Source organism: Dyella sp. Tek66A03 (genome assembly GCF_052567735.1).
In genome coordinates this window covers 3,054,401-3,071,000 of record NZ_CP199584.1, presented here as the reverse complement: position 1 = coordinate 3,071,000, position 16,600 = coordinate 3,054,401, and the positions used below count along the sequence as shown (strand labels likewise).

14 protein-coding genes and 1 riboswitch are annotated in these 16,600 nt (G+C 62.9%); of the genes, 9 read left to right on the top strand and 5 right to left on the bottom strand.

Annotated elements, in window-relative coordinates; all coding sequences use genetic code 11:
• Positions 1 to 64 precede the first annotated feature (64 nt).
• Positions 65 to 225, top strand: a riboswitch (yybP-ykoY riboswitch).
• A 77-nt stretch (positions 226 to 302) separates the two neighbouring features.
• The gene (locus tag ACT01B_RS13520) at positions 303 to 1,310 is read left to right on the top strand and encodes a sodium:calcium antiporter (protein ID WP_445143771.1); all 1,008 of its coding nucleotides are present in this window, start codon (positions 303 to 305) and stop codon (positions 1,308 to 1,310) included.
• A 56-nt stretch (positions 1,311 to 1,366) separates the two neighbouring features.
• Here the strand turns inward: ACT01B_RS13520 and ACT01B_RS13515 are convergent, their stop codons facing one another.
• Positions 1,367 to 2,062: a 2OG-Fe(II) oxygenase gene (locus tag ACT01B_RS13515; protein WP_445143770.1), complete on the bottom strand. Its 696-nt coding sequence runs from the start codon at positions 2,060 to 2,062 to the stop codon at positions 1,367 to 1,369.
• Between the two features lie 212 nt (positions 2,063 to 2,274).
• Between ACT01B_RS13515 and carA the strand changes: the two genes are divergently transcribed.
• From carA to greA, 3 genes are read left to right on the top strand one after another with little or no spacing between them, the layout of a single operon-like run.
• On the top strand, positions 2,275 to 3,402 hold the full coding sequence (gene carA, locus ACT01B_RS13510) for a glutamine-hydrolyzing carbamoyl-phosphate synthase small subunit (protein WP_445143769.1): 1,128 nt from the start codon (positions 2,275 to 2,277) through the stop codon (positions 3,400 to 3,402).
• A 1-nt stretch (position 3,403) separates the two neighbouring features.
• Positions 3,404 to 6,631, top strand: coding sequence for a carbamoyl-phosphate synthase large subunit (carB, locus tag ACT01B_RS13505; protein WP_445143768.1), 3,228 nt, complete (start codon positions 3,404 to 3,406; stop codon positions 6,629 to 6,631).
• Positions 6,628 to 7,104, top strand: coding sequence for a transcription elongation factor GreA (gene greA, locus ACT01B_RS13500; protein ID WP_445143767.1), 477 nt, complete (start codon positions 6,628 to 6,630; stop codon positions 7,102 to 7,104). The genes carB and greA overlap by 4 nt, the downstream gene beginning before the upstream one ends.
• A gap of 255 nt (positions 7,105 to 7,359) precedes the next feature.
• Here the strand turns inward: greA and ykgO are convergent, their stop codons facing one another.
• From ykgO to ACT01B_RS13480, 4 genes are all read right to left on the bottom strand, one after another.
• Entirely contained in the window at positions 7,360 to 7,485 is a 126-nt protein-coding gene (ykgO, locus tag ACT01B_RS13495; RefSeq protein WP_029213509.1) for a type B 50S ribosomal protein L36, read from the bottom strand.
• A gap of 81 nt (positions 7,486 to 7,566) precedes the next feature.
• Positions 7,567 to 8,463 (bottom strand): LysR family transcriptional regulator, encoded by an 897-nt coding sequence (locus tag ACT01B_RS13490; RefSeq protein ID WP_445143766.1) that lies wholly within the window; start codon positions 8,461 to 8,463, stop codon positions 7,567 to 7,569.
• 1,024 nt (positions 8,464 to 9,487) lie between these two features.
• Positions 9,488 to 11,506 carry an FAD-dependent oxidoreductase gene (locus tag ACT01B_RS13485; RefSeq protein WP_445143765.1) on the bottom strand — a complete coding sequence of 673 codons (2,019 nt, stop codon included), beginning with the start codon at positions 11,504 to 11,506 and terminating at the stop codon, positions 9,488 to 9,490.
• Positions 11,507 to 11,711: 205 nt separating this feature from the next.
• Positions 11,712 to 11,969 carry an acyl-CoA-binding protein gene (locus ACT01B_RS13480; RefSeq protein WP_445143764.1) on the bottom strand — a complete coding sequence of 86 codons (258 nt, stop codon included), beginning with the start codon at positions 11,967 to 11,969 and terminating at the stop codon, positions 11,712 to 11,714.
• Between the two features lie 115 nt (positions 11,970 to 12,084).
• Here ACT01B_RS13480 and cmk point away from each other — a divergent pair, with 115 nt between their 5' ends.
• The 5 genes from cmk (at position 12,085) to lapB (ending at position 16,594) form a co-directional block, all read left to right on the top strand.
• Positions 12,085 to 12,765 carry a (d)CMP kinase gene (gene cmk / locus ACT01B_RS13475; RefSeq protein ID WP_445143763.1) on the top strand — a complete coding sequence of 227 codons (681 nt, stop codon included), beginning with the start codon at positions 12,085 to 12,087 and terminating at the stop codon, positions 12,763 to 12,765.
• Between the two features lie 164 nt (positions 12,766 to 12,929).
• Complete coding sequence (rpsA, locus tag ACT01B_RS13470; RefSeq protein ID WP_445143762.1) at positions 12,930 to 14,606, top strand: 30S ribosomal protein S1; 1,677 nt, start codon at positions 12,930 to 12,932, stop codon at positions 14,604 to 14,606.
• Positions 14,607 to 14,685: 79 nt separating this feature from the next.
• The gene (locus tag ACT01B_RS13465) at positions 14,686 to 14,973 is read left to right on the top strand and encodes an integration host factor subunit beta (RefSeq protein ID WP_445143761.1); all 288 of its coding nucleotides are present in this window, start codon (positions 14,686 to 14,688) and stop codon (positions 14,971 to 14,973) included.
• Positions 14,974 to 15,155: 182 nt separating this feature from the next.
• Entirely contained in the window at positions 15,156 to 15,422 is a 267-nt protein-coding gene (locus ACT01B_RS13460) for a DUF1049 domain-containing protein (protein WP_445143760.1), read from the top strand.
• Positions 15,419 to 16,594, top strand: coding sequence for a lipopolysaccharide assembly protein LapB (gene lapB / locus ACT01B_RS13455; protein WP_445143759.1), 1,176 nt, complete (start codon positions 15,419 to 15,421; stop codon positions 16,592 to 16,594). Before ACT01B_RS13460 ends, lapB begins: the two co-directional genes overlap by 4 nt.
• The last annotated feature ends 6 nt before the right edge of the window (positions 16,595 to 16,600 follow it).

Here is a 16,600-nt window from a genome sequence, read left to right as displayed (position 1 = left end):
TGATTCCGTCCAGCACCGGCCGGCCGGTCGCTTGTCCGCCCGAGCTACCACAGTTACCATTCCAACCATTGTCATTGGGGAGTAGCCATCCTCACCCCATTCGCAGGCGATGTCGGCCTGCGATTCCAGAGGAATCCGCGTCAACAGACTTGAGGCTTCGGCTTCATGGCGTGGATGGCCCACCGATCACCGTCAGGTGTCGGTAGCCCGGCGAGACCTTTGGCCGCGACGCGCTTACCCTGCCGGGCGAGCTCGCGTCGTCGAGCCAATGGTTTTCCGCTCGCCCGGCCTTGGAAATACGCATGCTTACCGCGTTGTTGTTCCTGCTTTCGGCCGGTGCGATCTATGTCGCCTGCGAATTCTTCGTCAATGGCGTGGAATGGTTCGGCCGGAAGCTCAGCCTTGGTGCGACCGCCACAGGCACGGTCTTGGCGGCTTTCGGTACGGCCTTGCCCGAAAGCGCGGTCACCTTTGTCGCGGTGATCCTCGGTAAGACGCCCGAACAGAAAGACATCGGTGTGGGCGCTGCGTTGGGCGGGCCACTGGTGCTCGCCACGATCGCCTATGCCGTGGTGGGCGTGGCCTTGTGGATGAATCGCCGCAAGCTGCGTCGCGCGGATGCCTTGGTCCGGGTCGAACACGGTCGCCTGGCGCGAGACCAGTCTTGGTTCCTCGGGATCTTCGTGATCAAGTGCGGACTGGGCCTGGTCGCCTTTGCGTTCAAGCCCTGGCTGGGCGTGTTGTTTCTCGGCGCCTACGCCGTGTATGTGTGGCGCGAGCTGAAGGACGACAGCACCGCACCGGAAGAGGAGGAGCTCGAACCGCTGAAGTTCCGGCCCAAGGCGGTCGACCCGGCGCTGTCGTGGGTGATCCTGCAGACCACGCTCGCGTTGCTGGTGATCGCGTTTGCCTCGCACACGTTCGTGAAGCAGATCGAGGCCATCGGCATCGCCTGGCAGCTATCGCCGCACCTGGTCGCCCTGGTGCTGAGCCCCGTGGCCACCGAACTGCCGGAAACGATGAACGCGCTGATCTGGGTGCGCCAGGGCAAGGAGCGGCTCGCCTTGGCGAATATCTCCGGCGCCATGATGATCCAGGCGACCATCCCGAGCGCGTTGGCGTTGTTCGCCACGCCCTGGCTGTTCGATGCGCCGCTGATGGTGGCCGGCCTGCTGACCGCGATCGCCGTGGTCTACCTGTGGTGGCTGTTCCGCAAGGGACGTGTGGACGCGCGCTTGCTATGGCCGGTGGCGGCGCTCTATGGTGTTTTCGCTGTCTACGTCGCCTGGCATTTCAGCAGCAGGCTCTGATTTGGCGTCGAACGCCGGTCGCGTGGTGCCGACGAAACCCTCTCCTTGGGCTTGCTTCAGTCGGGGTGCGACGCGTTGCGGTCGCGATCGGCACCCAGCTGGCGGTCGAGTGAGCCGAAGATCCACTTGAACGCGCGGGCGAACTTGCCGCGCTTGGTCTTGCGCTGCTTCTCCGCTTCGCTGGTGAGCCAGGCGACCTGGATCACGCGACGCTCGCCCTCGTAGGGGAGATGGCCATGGAAGGAGTTGTCGCAGCGCTTGAACATGGCGAACTCGCCATAGAGCGGCTTGAGTTCGGGTGCGAGGACGCTATCGATGTCGTCGACGCGGCCAAGGAAGCGCAGGCAACCTTCGCTGATGTCGGGCCACATGGGGTTGAGGTAGAGCAGGGCCGTCGCCACCTTGGACTTGCTGTCTGTATGGATGGTGCCGTGTCGCTTGTTGAGCGATCGGCACAAGGTGATCAGGGTCGGGAATTGTCCGAGGTTGGGGATGCCCAGCCGCTGGCCGACCGCGCTGGCAAATTCGCCCGAGCTCAGGCGCTGCACCAGGGCATTGACCGAAGGGCCGCAATCGCCGGCGTCGTAGGGAAAGAAGCCGGCGCTCGTGTAGCGCGGAAAATCGCGCTCCAGGTCACCGCGCGCCTCGTCCGGCAGTTGGCCGTGCGCGATCAGGAACGGGAACGGCTCCCGCCGAATATCCGTGTCCGGGCGGTCAAGGCGGGCGGGATCGAGCAGTACAGCTGAATTCATCGAGATCGGTCTTTGGCTTGGCGGCGCTAGTGTAGCGCCCGGATTGACCGTCGTTGGGCCCTTTCCGGGCGCTTCGTTCAGCTGTTTTTGGTGGACAGAAACGGCCCTTGCACCTATCATTTCAACCCGCCCTACGACTTTCCTTGATCAAGGTCCACAAGCCTGCAACGTGCGGCTTGCGGACTTTGCTGCACCTAAAAGGCGGAATTCCCATGCCTATCCCCGCTCTGCTTGCCCTCGAAGACGGCAGTGTGTTTCACGGCTACGCCGTGGGCGCCACTGGTGAAACCGTTGGTGAGGTGGTTTTCAACACCGCCATGACCGGCTACCAGGAGATCCTCACCGATCCCTCGTACGCCCAACAGCTCGTCACCCTTACGTACCCCCATATCGGCAACACCGGCGTCAACGTCGAAGATGCCGAATCGAACACGGTGCACGCCGCCGGCCTGATCGTGCGCGATGTGCCGCGTCGACACAGCAATTGGCGCAGCAGCGAGAGCCTGCCCGATTACCTGCAGCGCCACGGCATCGTGGCCATCGCCGGTATCGATACGCGTCGTCTCACCCGCATCCTGCGTGACAAGGGTGCGCTGTCCGGCTGCCTCGTTGCCGGCGAACACGTCGATGTTGACGCGGCCTTGGCCAAGGCGCGTGCCTTCCCCGGCCTCAACGGCATGGATCTCGCCAAGGTCGTCAGCGTCGGCGAGCCCTATACGTGGAACGAAGGCGTCTACGACCTCGACCGCAAGGCGTTCAATCAGCCGTCCAAACGCTTCAGGGTGGTGGCTTACGACTTCGGCGTGAAGCACAACATCCTGCGTCTGCTGGCCGAGCAGGGTTGCGACATCACGGTGGTGCCGGCGCAGACGCCAGCAGCCGACGTGCTGGCGATGAAGCCGAATGGTGTGTTTCTGTCCAACGGCCCCGGCGATCCGGCGGCTTGCGACTACGCCGTTGCGGCGACGCGCGAGTTCCTTGAAGCGAAGATCCCGCTGTTCGGCATCTGCCTGGGTCACCAGATCATGGGCATCGCCGTAGGCGCCAAGACGCTGAAGATGAAGTTCGGCCACCACGGCGCGAACCATCCGGTAAAGGATGTCGATGATGGCCGCGTGCTGATCACCTCGCAGAACCATGGCTTCGCCGTCGATCCGGCCACGCTGCCGGGGAACGTGCGGGTGACTCACGTCTCGCTGTTCGACGGTTCGCTGCAGGGCTTCGCGCTCACCGACCGTCCGGCGTTCTGCTTCCAGGGTCATCCCGAAGCCAGCCCTGGTCCGCACGACATCGGCTACCTCTTTGATCGATTTGCCGCACTGATGCAGGAGGCCCGCTGAGATGGCTAAGCGCACCGATATCAAGAGCATCCTCATCATCGGCGCAGGCCCGATCGTCATCGGTCAGGCGTGCGAGTTCGACTACTCCGGCGCGCAGGCATGCAAGGCGCTGAAGGAAGAGGGTTACCGCGTCATCCTGGTGAACTCCAACCCCGCCACGATCATGACCGATCCGGAGACGGCGGACGCCGTCTACATCGAGCCGATCAACTGGCAGACGGTGGAGCGCATCATCGCCAAGGAGCGCCCGGATGCGGTGCTGCCGACGATGGGCGGCCAGACCGGCCTCAATTGCGCCCTCGACCTGGCCGATCACGGCGTGCTCGAGAAGTACAACGTCGAGCTGATCGGCGCTTCGCGCGAAGCCATCCGCATGGCCGAGGATCGCGAACTGTTCCGCGTCGCCATGGCCGAGATCGGGCTGGAATGCCCGAAGGCCGAGGTCGTGCGCACGTTCGAGCAGGCGTTGGAAGCGCAGGTCAAGGTGGGCTATCCGACCATCATCCGTCCCAGCTTCACGCTCGGCGGTTCCGGTGGCGGCATTGCCTACAACCGCGAAGAGTTCGAGGAGATCGTCAAGCGCGGTCTGGAACTCTCTCCGGTGGGCGAAGTGCTGGTCGAGGAATCCGTACTCGGCTGGAAGGAATTCGAGATGGAAGTGGTCCGCGACAAGGCGGACAACTGCATCATCGTGTGCTCGATCGAGAACCTCGATCCGATGGGCGTGCACACCGGCGACTCGATCACCGTGGCGCCGGCACAGACGCTTACCGACAAGGAATACCAGCGCCTGCGTGACGCCTCGATCGCGGTGCTGCGCAAGATCGGCGTGGATACCGGTGGCTCCAACGTGCAGTTCGGCATCAATGCCGAGGACGGTCGCGTGGTGGTCATCGAGATGAACCCGCGCGTCTCGCGTTCCTCGGCGCTGGCCTCCAAGGCGACCGGCTTCCCGATCGCCAAGATCGCCGCCAAGCTGGCCGTGGGCTATACGCTGGACGAACTCAAGAACGACATTACTGGCGGTCTCACGCCGGCCTCGTTCGAGCCGACCATCGATTACGTGGTCACCAAGATTCCGCGCTTCGCGTTCGAGAAGTTCCCGTCGGCCGACGCCCGCCTCACCACCCAGATGAAGTCGGTGGGTGAAGTCATGGCGATGGGCCGCACCTTCCACGAATCGCTGCAGAAAGCCCTGCGCGGCCTGGAGATCGGCAAGACCGGGCTCAACCCGACCGGGTTGGACATCAGCACTGAAGATGGCCTGGCCGTGCTCAAGCGCGAGCTGCGCGAGCCGCGTCCGGACCGCGTATTCCATCTCGCCGATGCGTTCCGTGCGGGACTCTCGCTGGAAGAGGTGTACCACCTCAGCCGCGTCGATCCCTGGTTCCTGGCGGCGTTCGAAGACATCGTGCTGACCGAGGGCGAGGTAAAGGCTCAGGGCCTCACCGCGCTCGACGCACCGCGCATCCGTGAGCTGAAGCGCATGGGCTTCTCCGACGCGCGCGTGGCCGAGTTGACCGGTACCGACGAAGCCGCCGTGCGTCATCTGCGTCACACGCTGGGCGTGCGCCCGGTGTACAAGCGCGTCGACTCCTGCGCTGCCGAGTTTGCTACGACGACGGCCTACATGTACTCGACCTATGAAGAAGAGTGCGAAGCCACGCCGACGAACCGCGACAAGATCATCGTGCTCGGCGGTGGCCCGAACCGTATCGGCCAGGGCATCGAGTTCGATTACTGCTGCGTGCACGCCGCGCTGGCGCTGCGCGAGGACGGGTTCGAGACCATCATGGTCAACTGCAACCCGGAGACGGTTTCCACTGACTACGACACTTCCGATCGCCTGTACTTCGAGCCGCTTACGCTCGAAGACGTGCTGGAAATCGTCGACCTCGAGAAGCCGAAGGGCGTGATCGTGCAGTACGGCGGCCAGACGCCGCTGAAGCTGGCACGTGCGCTCGAGGCCGCCGGTGTGCCGGTGATCGGCACCTCGCCTGACTCGATCGATCTGGCCGAGGACCGCGAACGCTTCCAGCAGATGATCGTCAAGCTGGGCCTGATCCAGCCGCCGAATCGCACCGCCCGCACCGCGGACGAAGCGTTGGCGATGGCTCGCCAGATCGGCTATCCGCTGGTGGTGCGCCCGAGCTATGTGCTGGGCGGTCGTGCCATGGAAGTGGTTTATGACGACGCCGACCTGTCGCGCTATATCCGCGAGGCCGTGCAGGTGTCCAACGATTCGCCGGTGCTACTCGATCGCTTCCTCGACCATGCCGTCGAGGTCGACGTCGACATCATCGCCGACGCCGAGGGTAACGTGCTGATCGGCGGCATCATGGAGCATATCGAAGAGGCCGGCGTGCATTCCGGCGACTCCTCCTGCTCGCTGCCGCCGTATTCGCTGTCGGCCGAGGTGCAGGACGAGATGCGCCGCCAGGTCGCGATGATGGCGAAGGAGCTGAAGGTCATTGGCCTGATGAATACGCAGTTCGCGATCCAGGGCGACACCGTGTTTATCCTCGAAGTGAATCCGCGCGCCTCGCGCACGGTGCCGTTCGTCTCCAAGGCTACCGGCGTGCCGCTGGCCAAGATCGCCGCACGCGCCATGGCCGGCAAGTCGCTGGTGGCTCAAGGCACCACGCGTGAAGTCATCCCGAGCTACTACTCGGTGAAGGAAGCGATCTTCCCGTTCCTGAAGTTCCAGAACGTCGATCCGATCCTCGGTCCCGAGATGCGTTCCACCGGCGAGGTGATGGGCGTGGGTCGCAGCTTCGGTGCCGCGTTTGCGCGCGGTCACGATGCCGCCGGCATCAAGACGCCGCCGAAGGGCAAGGTGTTCGTGTCGGTGCGCGATGCCGACAAGGATCGCCTGTTGCCGGTCGCTCGCGAGGTGCTGGAACGTGGCTTCAGCCTGGTCGCTACCGAAGGCACGGCGGCCTATCTCGATAAGCATGGCGTGGCCTGCGAGCGCATCAACAAGGTGATCGAAGGTCGCCCGCATATCGTCGACCTGATCAAGAACGGCGAAATCGTCTATATCGTCAACACGACCGAGGGCAAGCAGGCGATCGCCGACTCGTTCTCGATCCGGCGCGAGGCCTTGCAGCGGCGCGTCACGTACTCCACCACGGTGGCAGGCGCACGGGCGCTGGTGCATTCGCTGGATTACCACGGCGACGACCAGGTCAACAGCCTGCAGGAACTGCATAAGGAACTGAAGGCATGAGTCGAGCTCCCATCACCAAGACGGGATCAGAGCGTCTGCGCGGCGAGCTGGAAAAGCTGAAGTTCACCGATCGGCCGCGGATCATCGCGGCTATCGCCGAAGCGCGAGCCCACGGTGATCTGAAGGAGAACGCCGAGTACCACGCGGCGCGTGAACAGCAGAGCTTTGCCGAAGGTCGTATCGCCGAGCTGGAAGCAGCCTTGTCCACCGCGGAAGTCATCGACGTCAGCCGTCTCACGGCGGGTAACCGCGTGGTATTTGGTGCGACCGTCGACCTCGAAGACGAGGACAGCGGTGACGCTGTGACCTATCAGATCGTTGGCGATCTGGAAGCCGACATCAAGCAGCGTCTGATTGCCGTGTCATCGCCGATCGCGCGCGCGCTGATCGGCAAGAGCTCGGGCGACAGCTTCGAGTTCAAGGCGCCGAACGGCGTGAAGCGCTACGAGATCACCGGCGTGCGCTACGTCTGATCTGTTGTGGAAAAGCAGCCCGGCATGTTCCGCGGGCCACAGAGAAGGGCCGCTCTGCGGCCCTTTTTCTTGAACGGCGCGCGCACCTCATTTCTGCAGGAGCGCACCCTGTGCGCGATAGGACTTTCAGCGTTACTGCTATTTGTAGGCTGCTCGCGCACAGGGCGCGCTCCTACAAAAAACGCTAGGCACGTCTCGCGGGCAATAAAAAAGGCCGCTTGCGCGGCCTCTTCGTTACTCATCGCTGCTGAAAAATCAGCGCTGACGAGCCTTGAAACGCGGATTGCTCTTGCAGATCACGAACACTTTGCCGCGACGGCGCACAACCTTGCAGTCACGGTGCCGCGACTTGGCGGACTTCAAAGAGGAAAGCACCTTCACGGCCAGCTCCTGGAACTAATAGAAAGAAAAAATACAAGAACGGAATTGTAACCGGCGGATTCGCTTGATACAAGTCTCACGCTACAGCGGTTCAGTCATGGCGCTCAGGAAGCGCCTGACTACAGGCGAAGGATTGTCCGCCCGGCTGGCCAAGGCCAGCAGCATATAGGCATCCGGGTCTTCCAGGCGCAGGTAGCTGACGCCGGCCAGGCTCACCGATTTCATGGACGCGGGTACCAGGGCCAGTCCCATGCCGGCCGCCACCAGCACCAGCAGACCGTTGATCTGCTGAGCATGCTGGCGGATCAGCGGGTGGAAATTGGCCTTCGCGGCGACCTGGGTCAGGCGGTCGTATAGCGTCGCGGCCAGTTCGCGCGGCTGCACCACAAAAGCCTCCATGGCCACTTCGCGCAGCCAGATGCTTTCTTTCTGCGCCAGCGGGTGCCCGGAGGGCAGGGCCAGCAGCAAGGGCTCGTGGTCGATCACATCCAGGCGCACATCCTTGGCCATGCTTTCGTGCCCTGGCAAATCCCGCACGAAGCCGACGTCGAGGTCGCCGGATAGCAGGGCGGCGTACTGGGCTTCGGTATACATCTCGCTGAGTATCAACCGCACCTGGGGCGCAAAGCGCCGGTAACGCAACAGCGTCTGGGGCAGGGCGGGGTGGAAGGTGACCGACACGGTGTAGGCCAGGCGTAGCTTGCCACTGAAGCCAGTGGCGGCGTCGGCCATCTGGCTGCGTGCCTCTTCGGCCTTGTCGAGAATCTGGCGGGCTTGCTCCAGGAACAGTTTTCCTGGCTCGGTCAGCGCCACATGGCGCTTGGTCCGCTCCAGCAGGCGCACCCCTAAATCCGCCTCAAGTGCCTGGATCTGCTGCGAAAGTGGGGGTTGCGAGAGGTGCAGGCGTTGAGCCGCACGGGTGAAGCTGAGTTCCTCGGCCACGGTGACGAAGTAGCGAAGCTGACGGAAGTCGAACATATATATGGATATCGAATAAGTGACGGCCTAAATATATATTTGCTCGGGCTGTTCTAGAAACAAATAGTATTTTTTCGCGAGGGGTCGCTATCCAAGTGGATCAAAGGTTTAGCGATATATGAGAGAACAAATATGAAGTTAGATCAAAGCTAGCTGTCTTGTGATGAACAAATCGAATCAATCATCGTTGCCGAGCGGGACTTGTGGCGGCAAGCTCTGGAGTGTCGGCTTTCGATCCGGGGCGGACGCTTAGGCTTCGGATATGATTTGTATCTCGGGTGGCTGTCGCTGAGGGGACGATGGACCGAACGCCGAATAAAGCCTTTTTCGCCAAGCGAGGTGCATGGTTCGCCATTCTTGGCGGTATCCATGCATTGTTGTTTCACTTCGCAGCGCTTCTCCCCGGCCCGTTACCTGGGGCTATAGCCTTCTTCAGTTGGCTGCCTTGCCTGCCGCTCGCGTGGTTGGGGACACCGGTTACGGTAGCCCCGGCGATACCCATTCCAAATCTGGCAGGAGATCTCTGGAGCGTCGCTATATGGGCAGTTCTCTATTGGTGGCTTGCTGGTGTGAGCACGCGTTGGATGGGGCGTCGAAAAGCTCGACTTGTTGCCGCGCCGTAACGTCGGCTTTCGACCCGAAGCACACATCGCTGGCTAACCCTTGACCGGGCTACGCTTTTTGGGCTCGCGGCACCCAGCGGTGGCAACCCGACGGCACCAGCGGCACCTGGAAACGGCACCTGTGGTGGCATTCGGTTGAGATGAGGCTGACGGAAATGGCGCAGTTATAGGGTTTTCGTCTTAGTTGTCCTGTTAATATATATTTGTTTCTATAACCTGTCGTTCGTATTATTGCCTCCGTCGCGCCACCGTCCCCTCCCCCAGGTGGCGCCGACCCTCGCCCCGCGGCGACGCTATCCCCTCGATATCTGGTCTTCCTCCCCCCTGACCCATATCGACGCGTCGCTTAGCGGGGCGCTTTCTTTTCCAGACACGCCCGGCCTTGGCCGGGCGTTGTCGTTTCAGAGAGTTGCAGCCAGGCGAGTGCCTTGGTCGATGGCCCGCTTGGCATCGAGTTCGGCGGCCACGTCGGCGCCGCCGATGATGTGCGTCTTGATGCCGGCGGCAGTCAGCGCGTCGGCCAGGGCGCGATTCGGCTCCTGGCCGGCACAGATCACCACGTTGTCGGCCGGCAGCAGCTGGGGCTTGCCGTCGACGGTGATGTGCAGGCCCTGGTCGTCGAAGCGGTCGTAGGTGACGCCGCCAAGCATGCTCACGCGCTTGGCCTTGAGGGTGGCGCGATGGACCCAGCCGGTGGTTTTGTTGAGCCGCGCGCCGGGGCGTCCTTCGCTGCGCTGAAGCAACCATACCTGACGGGCCGGTGCTTCGGGCTGCGGAGGGGTGAGGCCGCCACGCGTATCGAGCTGCATGTCGACACCCCATTGGCGGGTCCAGCGCGTGAGATCCAGGGCAGGCGAGGGTGGATGCTCGACCAGGAATTCGGCCACGTCGAAGCCGATGCCGCCGGCGCCGATGATGGCCACGCGCGGTCCCACCGGCTTGTCGCGCGCCAGTACGTCCAGATAACTCAGCACACGGTTGTCGTCGCTGCCGGGGAAGCTGACGCGACGCGGCGTGATGCCGGTGGCCACGACCACTTCGTCATAGCCGGCGGCGACCAGCGTGGCGGCATCGGCTGTCTGCCCCAGTTGCACATCCACGCCAGCGTCATCCAGGCGATGGCGGAAATAGCGCAAGGTCTCGTGGAATTCTTCCTTGCCGGGAATGCGTTTGGCGACATTGAACTGGCCACCGATTTCACTGGCCTGATCGACCAGGGTGACCTGGTGGCCACGTTCCGCCAGCGTGCTGGCGCAGGCAAGCCCGGCGGGGCCTGCGCCCACCACGGCCAAGCGTTTGGGTGTGCTCGCTGGAGTGATCTGCAGCTCGGTTTCGTGGCAGGCGCGGGGATTGACTAGGCAGCTGGCGCGCCGATTCTGAAATACATGGTCCAGGCAGGCCTGGTTGCACGCGATGCAAGTGTTGATGCGATCGCTGCGTCCGGCCTTCGCCTTGTTGGCCCAGGCGGGATCGGCCAACAGGGGGCGCGCCATCGACACCATGTCGGCCTCGCCGGTGGCGAGAATCTGCTCGGCCACGTCGGGCATGTTGATGCGATTGGTGGTGATCAGCGGGATCGAGACTTCGCCCTTGAGCTTTTTGGTGACCCAGGCAAAGCCCGCGCGCGGCACGCTGGTAACGATGGTGGGTACGCGCGCTTCATGCCAGCCGATACCGGTGTTGATGATGCTGGCGCCAGCGGCCTCGATGGCCTTGGCCAGCGTCACGATCTCGCTCCAGTCCTGGCCGTTTTCCACCAGGTCCAGCATCGACAAGCGGTAGATGATGATGAAGTCACGGCCCACGGCTTCGCGCGTGCGGCGCACGATTTCCACCGGGAAGCGCATGCGCCGTGCGGCGTCGCCGCCCCACGAGTCACTGCGCTGATTGGTCCGCGCCACCAGGAACTGGTTGATCAAATAGCCTTCCGAACCCATCACCTCGATACCGTCGTAGCCGGCATCCTGGGCGAGTTTCGCGCAGCGCACGAAGTCCTTGATGGTGCGTTCGACCCCACCGGTAGAAAGCGCGCTGGGCGTGAACGGTGTAATCGGAGATTTGATCTTCGATGGCGCCACCGACAGCGGGTGGTAGCCATAGCGGCCTGCATGCAGGATCTGCATGCACAACTTGCCGCCCTCGGCCTGCACCGCGCGGGTGAGCTTGCGGTGTCGCGCCACGTGCCAGGGCATCGACAAGCGGCCGCCGAGCGGTTTCAGCCAACCCTGGATGCTGGGCGCGATGCCGCCCGTCACCATCAGCCCCACGCCGCCACGCGCGCGCTCGGCGAAATAGACGGCCAGCTTGTCGTAGTCGGCGGACTTGTCTTCCAGCCCGGTGTGCATCGATCCCATCAGGATGCGATTGGCCAGGGTGGTGTGCCCAAGGTCGAGCGGGGCGAACAGATGGGGATAGTTCATACGGGCCGGAAGGTTCAAACGGTCGTATGAATGTGCCCGGTGTGGGCGTTTGAAAGCAAGGGCGAGGCGTAGCGGGGCCCAAAGTCCGACCCCTGGAGGTAAGCGACTGGTGGTCGACAGAGGATGGTCGTGCCGTCCGGGGTTACCTCAGGTGGCTGGCTTTAGCGTCCCCGCCACCCATCTCCCAGCCCGGCTCCAGCCAGCTTCAGGAGAGAAGGTCGCGCACCAGCTCGATATAGCGCTGCATCGCAGTGTCCTTGGACAGACCGCGCAACTTTGCCCACGCCTCGTACTTGGCCGTGCCGACAAAATCAAAGAAACCGGGTTGATTGCTGTGCACATCGCCCTCCGAGCCCTGTTTGTAGAGGGCGTAGAGCTTGAGCAACGTGTCGTTGTCAGGTCGCTGGCCGAGCCGCTGGATAGCTTCGGCGGCTTGTTCGAATTCGCGACTGAGATCATTCATGGTTAACGCTTGCATGGGCCTGGCGCATTTAAAGAAGCAGGAGGGGCATCGCGCGTTCCATGCGGGACCAACGCGATAGCATAGGGGTTTTCGTCCGCCACCGTCAGGAGTCCCCATGAGCCCATCGTCGTCCGTTCCCATCCTCACCATCGACGGGCCGTCGGGATCGGGCAAGGGGACCATCAGTCGGCGGGTGGCCGACCAGCTGGGCTGGCGGCTGCTGGATTCGGGGGCGCTGTATCGGGCGGTGGGCTATGCGGCGGGCATGGAAGGCCTGGACCTGTCCGACGCCGAGGCGGTGACCCGCTGTGCCCAGACCACCAAGATCCGCTTCCATGCGGCCGCCGATGGCGGCGATACCCGTGTGCTGGTCAATGGCCATGACGCCACCGACGAACTGCGCACTGAAGCGGCGGGCGCGGTCGCCTCGGCAATTGCCTCGATTCCTTCGGTGCGTCAAGCACTTGTCGATATGCAGCTGGGCTTTCGCAAGGCCCCCGGGCTGGTCGCAGACGGGCGTGACATGGGGACGGTGATCTTCCCCGACGCCCCCTTCAAGGTGTTCCTGACCGCAAGTGCGGCCGAACGTGCGAAAAGACGCTATAAGCAGTTGAAGGAAAAGGGCCTGAGCGTTACACTTGCCACCCTTCAGCGCGAGATCGAAGCGCGTGACGCCCGCGATGCATCGCGAACCGTCGCGCCGCTCAAGCCGGCCGCAGATGCGGTTTTCATCGATACCACCGGCATGGGCATCGACGTTGTCGTTGCGAAAGTTTTGGCTGTCGCGCAGTCCTGAGGGCTGCCGATAGCCGTTCGTGCCCCTACCGCGGTTGGGGTTTTGGTCAACGGTGCCGACGGAACATTCCGAAGGACACCCATAACCGGTGGGTCGAGAGTCCGTGCGCTTTTCTTCCGACGGCGCGTACGGGACAACGGCCTTTTCCCATTTCTGGAATCAACATGACTGAAAGTTTTGCCGAACTGTTTGAACAGAGCCAACAGGCTATCTCCAAGCTGAAGCCGGGCGCGATCGTCACGGGTATCGTTGTGGAAATCCGCAACGACGTCGTCGTGATCAACGCTGGCCTGAAGAGCGAAGGCATCGTCCCGATCGAGCAGTTCAAGGACGAGAGTGGAGAGCTGGAAGTGCAGGTGGGCGACGAGGTGAAGGTTGCCCTCGACGCACTGGAAGACGGTTTCGGCGAGACCAAGCTCTCCCGTGAGAAGGCCAAGCGTTCCATGGTATGGGACGACCTCGAGCAGGCCTTCGACAAGGAAGAGACCATCACCGGCAAGATCTCCGGCAAGGTCAAGGGCGGCTTCACCGTCGACATCAAGGACGTCCGCGCATTCCTGCCGGGCTCGCTGGTCGACGTGCGTCCGGTCCGCGATCCGGTTTATCTGGAAGGCAAGGACCTCGAGTTCAAGATCATCAAGCTCGACCGCAAGCGTAACAACGTTGTGGTCAGCCGCCGCGCCGTCGTCGAGACCGAGTTCTCCGAGGAGCGCGAGAAGCTGCTTGAGCGCCTCACCGAAGGTGCCGTGGTCAAGGGCACGGTCAAGAACCTCACCGATTACGGCGCGTTCGTGGACCTGGGCGGTATCGACGGTCTGCTGCACATCACCGACATGGCCTGGAAGCGCGTGCGTCACCCGTCCGAAGTCGTCAACGTCGGCGACGAGCTGGACGTCCGCGTGCTGAAGTACGACCGCGAGCGCAACCGCGTGTCGCTGGGTCTGAAGCAGCTGGGTGACGATCCGTGGGTCGCCATCGCCCGTCGCTACCCGGTCGGCAGCCGTCTGTTCGGCAAGGTTTCCAACGTCACCGATTACGGTTGCTTCGTTGAGATCGAGCCGGGCGTCGAAGGCCTCGTGCACGTTTCCGAAATGGATTGGACCAACAAGAACGTCAACCCGGCCAAGGTGGTTCAGGTCGGTGACGAGACCGAGGTCATGGTCCTGGACGTGGATGAAGAGCGTCGCCGCATCTCGCTGGGTATCAAGCAGACCCGCTCGAACCCGTGGGAAGCCTTCGCAGCGATGCACAAGAAGAACGACAAGGTGTCCGGTCAGATCAAGTCGATCACCGACTTCGGCATCTTCATCGGCCTGGACGGCGGCATCGACGGTTTGGTCCACCTGTCCGACATCTCCTGGCAGGTTTCGGGCGAGGACCTCGTGCGCAACTTCAAGAAGGGCGACGAGATCGAGGCCGTGGTTCTGGCCGTTGATCCGGAGCGCGAGCGCATCTCCCTCGGCATCAAGCAGATGGAGCAGGATCCGTTCGGTCAGTTCATGGCAACCAATCCGCGCGGCACCATCGTCAATGGCACCGTGAAGGAAGTCGACGCCAAGGGTGCAGTGATCGACCTGGGCGAGGGCGTTGAGGGTTACCTGCGCGCCAACGACATCGCCAAGGAGCGCATCGACGATGCTACGCAGCATCTGAAGGTGGGCGACAAGGTCGAAGCCAAGTTCACCGGCATGGACCGCAAGGGCCGTCAGCTTCAGCTGTCGATCCGCGCCAAGGACGAAGAGGAGCTGCACGACGCTATGGCCGAGTACTCCTCGAACCCCTCCACCGGTACGACCAAGCTCGGTGCACTGCTCAAGGAGCAGCTCAACAAGGCTGATTAAGCTTGTTGTAGCAAGCGAAAGTACTGCGGGGCGGCGTTCGGCCGCCCCGTTTGGTTCACGTCACGGACATTGGGGACCCATGACCAAATCCGAACTGATTGAGGCGCTGGCGCGGCGTCAGACTCACCTTGCGTTCGCCGACGTGGAGTTGGCGGTCAAGAGCGTGATCGAGCAGATGAGCAACGCCCTTTCCAGCGGCGAGCGCATCGAAGTGCGCGGTTTTGGCAGCTTCGCGCTGCACTACCGTCCGCCGCGCATGGGCCGTAACCCGAAGACGGGTGATGCCGTGGCTCTGCCGGGCAAGCATGTACCGCATTTCAAGCCGGGCAAGGAATTGCGCGAGCGAGTCAATATGGACCTGGACTGACGTCCCTCTCGCAGGGATGCACGACAAGTAGATGAAGGCAGGCGGCGTTGAGCCGTTCCTGCCTTTTTTTTTGCCCGCAGCTCGTTGCGGCCGGGCTGGAAACGATGACGGTCCGCCGGGTTCCTGAAGAAGATGTAAGCGCACGCCTGTGACGGTCATGGGCAATCGGGTAAAGTCGCCGCATGCGACTGATCGTGACGTTGATCCTCCTGCTGTTCATTGCCGCCGGCGTCGTGCTGGGCGCACTCAACGCTGATCTCATTGGCTATGACCTTGGCTTCACGCGGGTCGAGCTGCCCAAGGGGGCGGCCTTGCTGCTGGCCCTGGTGATTGGCTGGCTACTTGGCGGGCTCACCGCCTGGCTCGGGGTCAGCACCAAACATCGCCGCCTGCGGCGTCGGGGGCCGGCTGGCGCTGACAAGGCCAAAACCTCGTCGGCCGGTGTATGAGCGCGCTCCTGTATGTCCTCGTCCTGCTGGTACCTGCGGCATTCGCCAGTGGCTGGTGGACGGCCCGTCGAGCAGGCGTCAGGCGCTCCGGCGCGCAGGTCAGTGAGCTCTCTTCCGATTACTTCCGCGGCCTGAACTACCTGCTCAATGAAGAGCAGGACAAGGCGATCGAGGTTTTCCTCAAGCTGGCCGAGTACAACCGCGATACGGTGGAGACGCACCTGGCGCTGGGCAATCTGTTTCGCCGTCGTGGCGAAGTGGATCGTGCGATCCGCCTGCATCAGCACCTGGTATCGCGCCCCGGTCTTTCCGATGCCATGAAGACCGTCGCCTTGCTGGAGCTTGGCGAGGACTACATGCGTGCGGGGTTGCTCGATCGAGCGGAGACTTTGTTTTCCGATCTCGTCGCGATGGACGCGCACGCGCCATCGGCGCTACGCCATCTGATTGCGATCTACCAGCACGAGCGCGATTGGCACAAGGCCATCGAGCATGCGCGCCGGCTGGAGGCGATGACCGGCGAAGACGAGGCGGGAATGATCGCGCAGTTCTATTGCGAGCTTGCCGAGCAGGCGCGCCAGCATGGTGCCCGCCAGGAGGCGCGCGAATATCTGCGGCAGGCCTTTACTTGCCAGGCTGATTGCGTGCGCGCCTTCATGCTCACCGGCCGACTGTATGCCGAGGAAGGGCAGCATGCGGAGGCGGCGAAGGTCTACGAGCAGGCGGTGGACGCCGATATCGCCTTCGTGCCTGAAATTCTCCCGCCGTTGCTCAACAGCTACGCGCGCTCCCAGCAAATGGAGCATGCCGAACATTTCCTGCGCGAGATCCTCGAGCGCTATCACGGCATCTCGCCGGTGCTCGCGCTCACCCGCTTGTATCAGCAACGCGACGGCGAACGGACGGCCATCGAATTTCTTACCTCGCAGCTGCGCCAGCGCCCCTCCGTGCGCGGCCTGATGGCCTTGATCGACGCCACCATGGACAAGATCGAGGGTGAGGCGCGCGAAAATTTCCTGATCCTGCGCGACCTCACCAAGAAGCTGCTCGAAGGACAGGCCATGTACCGCTGCAGCCGTTGCGGCTTCGGCGCCAAGGCCCATCACTGGCAATGCCCGAGCTGCAAGAGCTGGAGCACGATTCGTCCGATCCACGGCGTCGCCAACGAATGAGGTCGG

What these genes read in the sequence shown, in the direction of transcription:
- ACT01B_RS13520 (WP_445143771.1), top strand. Translation starts at nt 303, where the DNA reads ATGCTTACCGCGTTGTTGTTCCTGCTTTCGGCCGGTGCGATCTATGTC.
- ACT01B_RS13515 (WP_445143770.1), bottom strand. Translation starts at nt 2,062, where the DNA reads ATGAATTCAGCTGTACTGCTCGATCCCGCCCGCCTTGACCGCCCGGAC.
- carA (WP_445143769.1), top strand. Translation starts at nt 2,275, where the DNA reads ATGCCTATCCCCGCTCTGCTTGCCCTCGAAGACGGCAGTGTGTTTCAC.
- carB (WP_445143768.1), top strand. Translation starts at nt 3,404, where the DNA reads ATGGCTAAGCGCACCGATATCAAGAGCATCCTCATCATCGGCGCAGGC.
- greA (WP_445143767.1), top strand. Translation starts at nt 6,628, where the DNA reads ATGAGTCGAGCTCCCATCACCAAGACGGGATCAGAGCGTCTGCGCGGC.
- ACT01B_RS13490 (WP_445143766.1), bottom strand. Translation starts at nt 8,463, where the DNA reads ATGTTCGACTTCCGTCAGCTTCGCTACTTCGTCACCGTGGCCGAGGAA.
- ACT01B_RS13485 (WP_445143765.1), bottom strand. Translation starts at nt 11,506, where the DNA reads ATGAACTATCCCCATCTGTTCGCCCCGCTCGACCTTGGGCACACCACC.
- ACT01B_RS13480 (WP_445143764.1), bottom strand. Translation starts at nt 11,969, where the DNA reads ATGAATGATCTCAGTCGCGAATTCGAACAAGCCGCCGAAGCTATCCAG.
- cmk (WP_445143763.1), top strand. Translation starts at nt 12,085, where the DNA reads ATGAGCCCATCGTCGTCCGTTCCCATCCTCACCATCGACGGGCCGTCG.
- rpsA (WP_445143762.1), top strand. Translation starts at nt 12,930, where the DNA reads ATGACTGAAAGTTTTGCCGAACTGTTTGAACAGAGCCAACAGGCTATC.
- ACT01B_RS13465 (WP_445143761.1), top strand. Translation starts at nt 14,686, where the DNA reads ATGACCAAATCCGAACTGATTGAGGCGCTGGCGCGGCGTCAGACTCAC.
- ACT01B_RS13460 (WP_445143760.1), top strand. Translation starts at nt 15,156, where the DNA reads ATGCGACTGATCGTGACGTTGATCCTCCTGCTGTTCATTGCCGCCGGC.
- lapB (WP_445143759.1), top strand. Translation starts at nt 15,419, where the DNA reads ATGAGCGCGCTCCTGTATGTCCTCGTCCTGCTGGTACCTGCGGCATTC.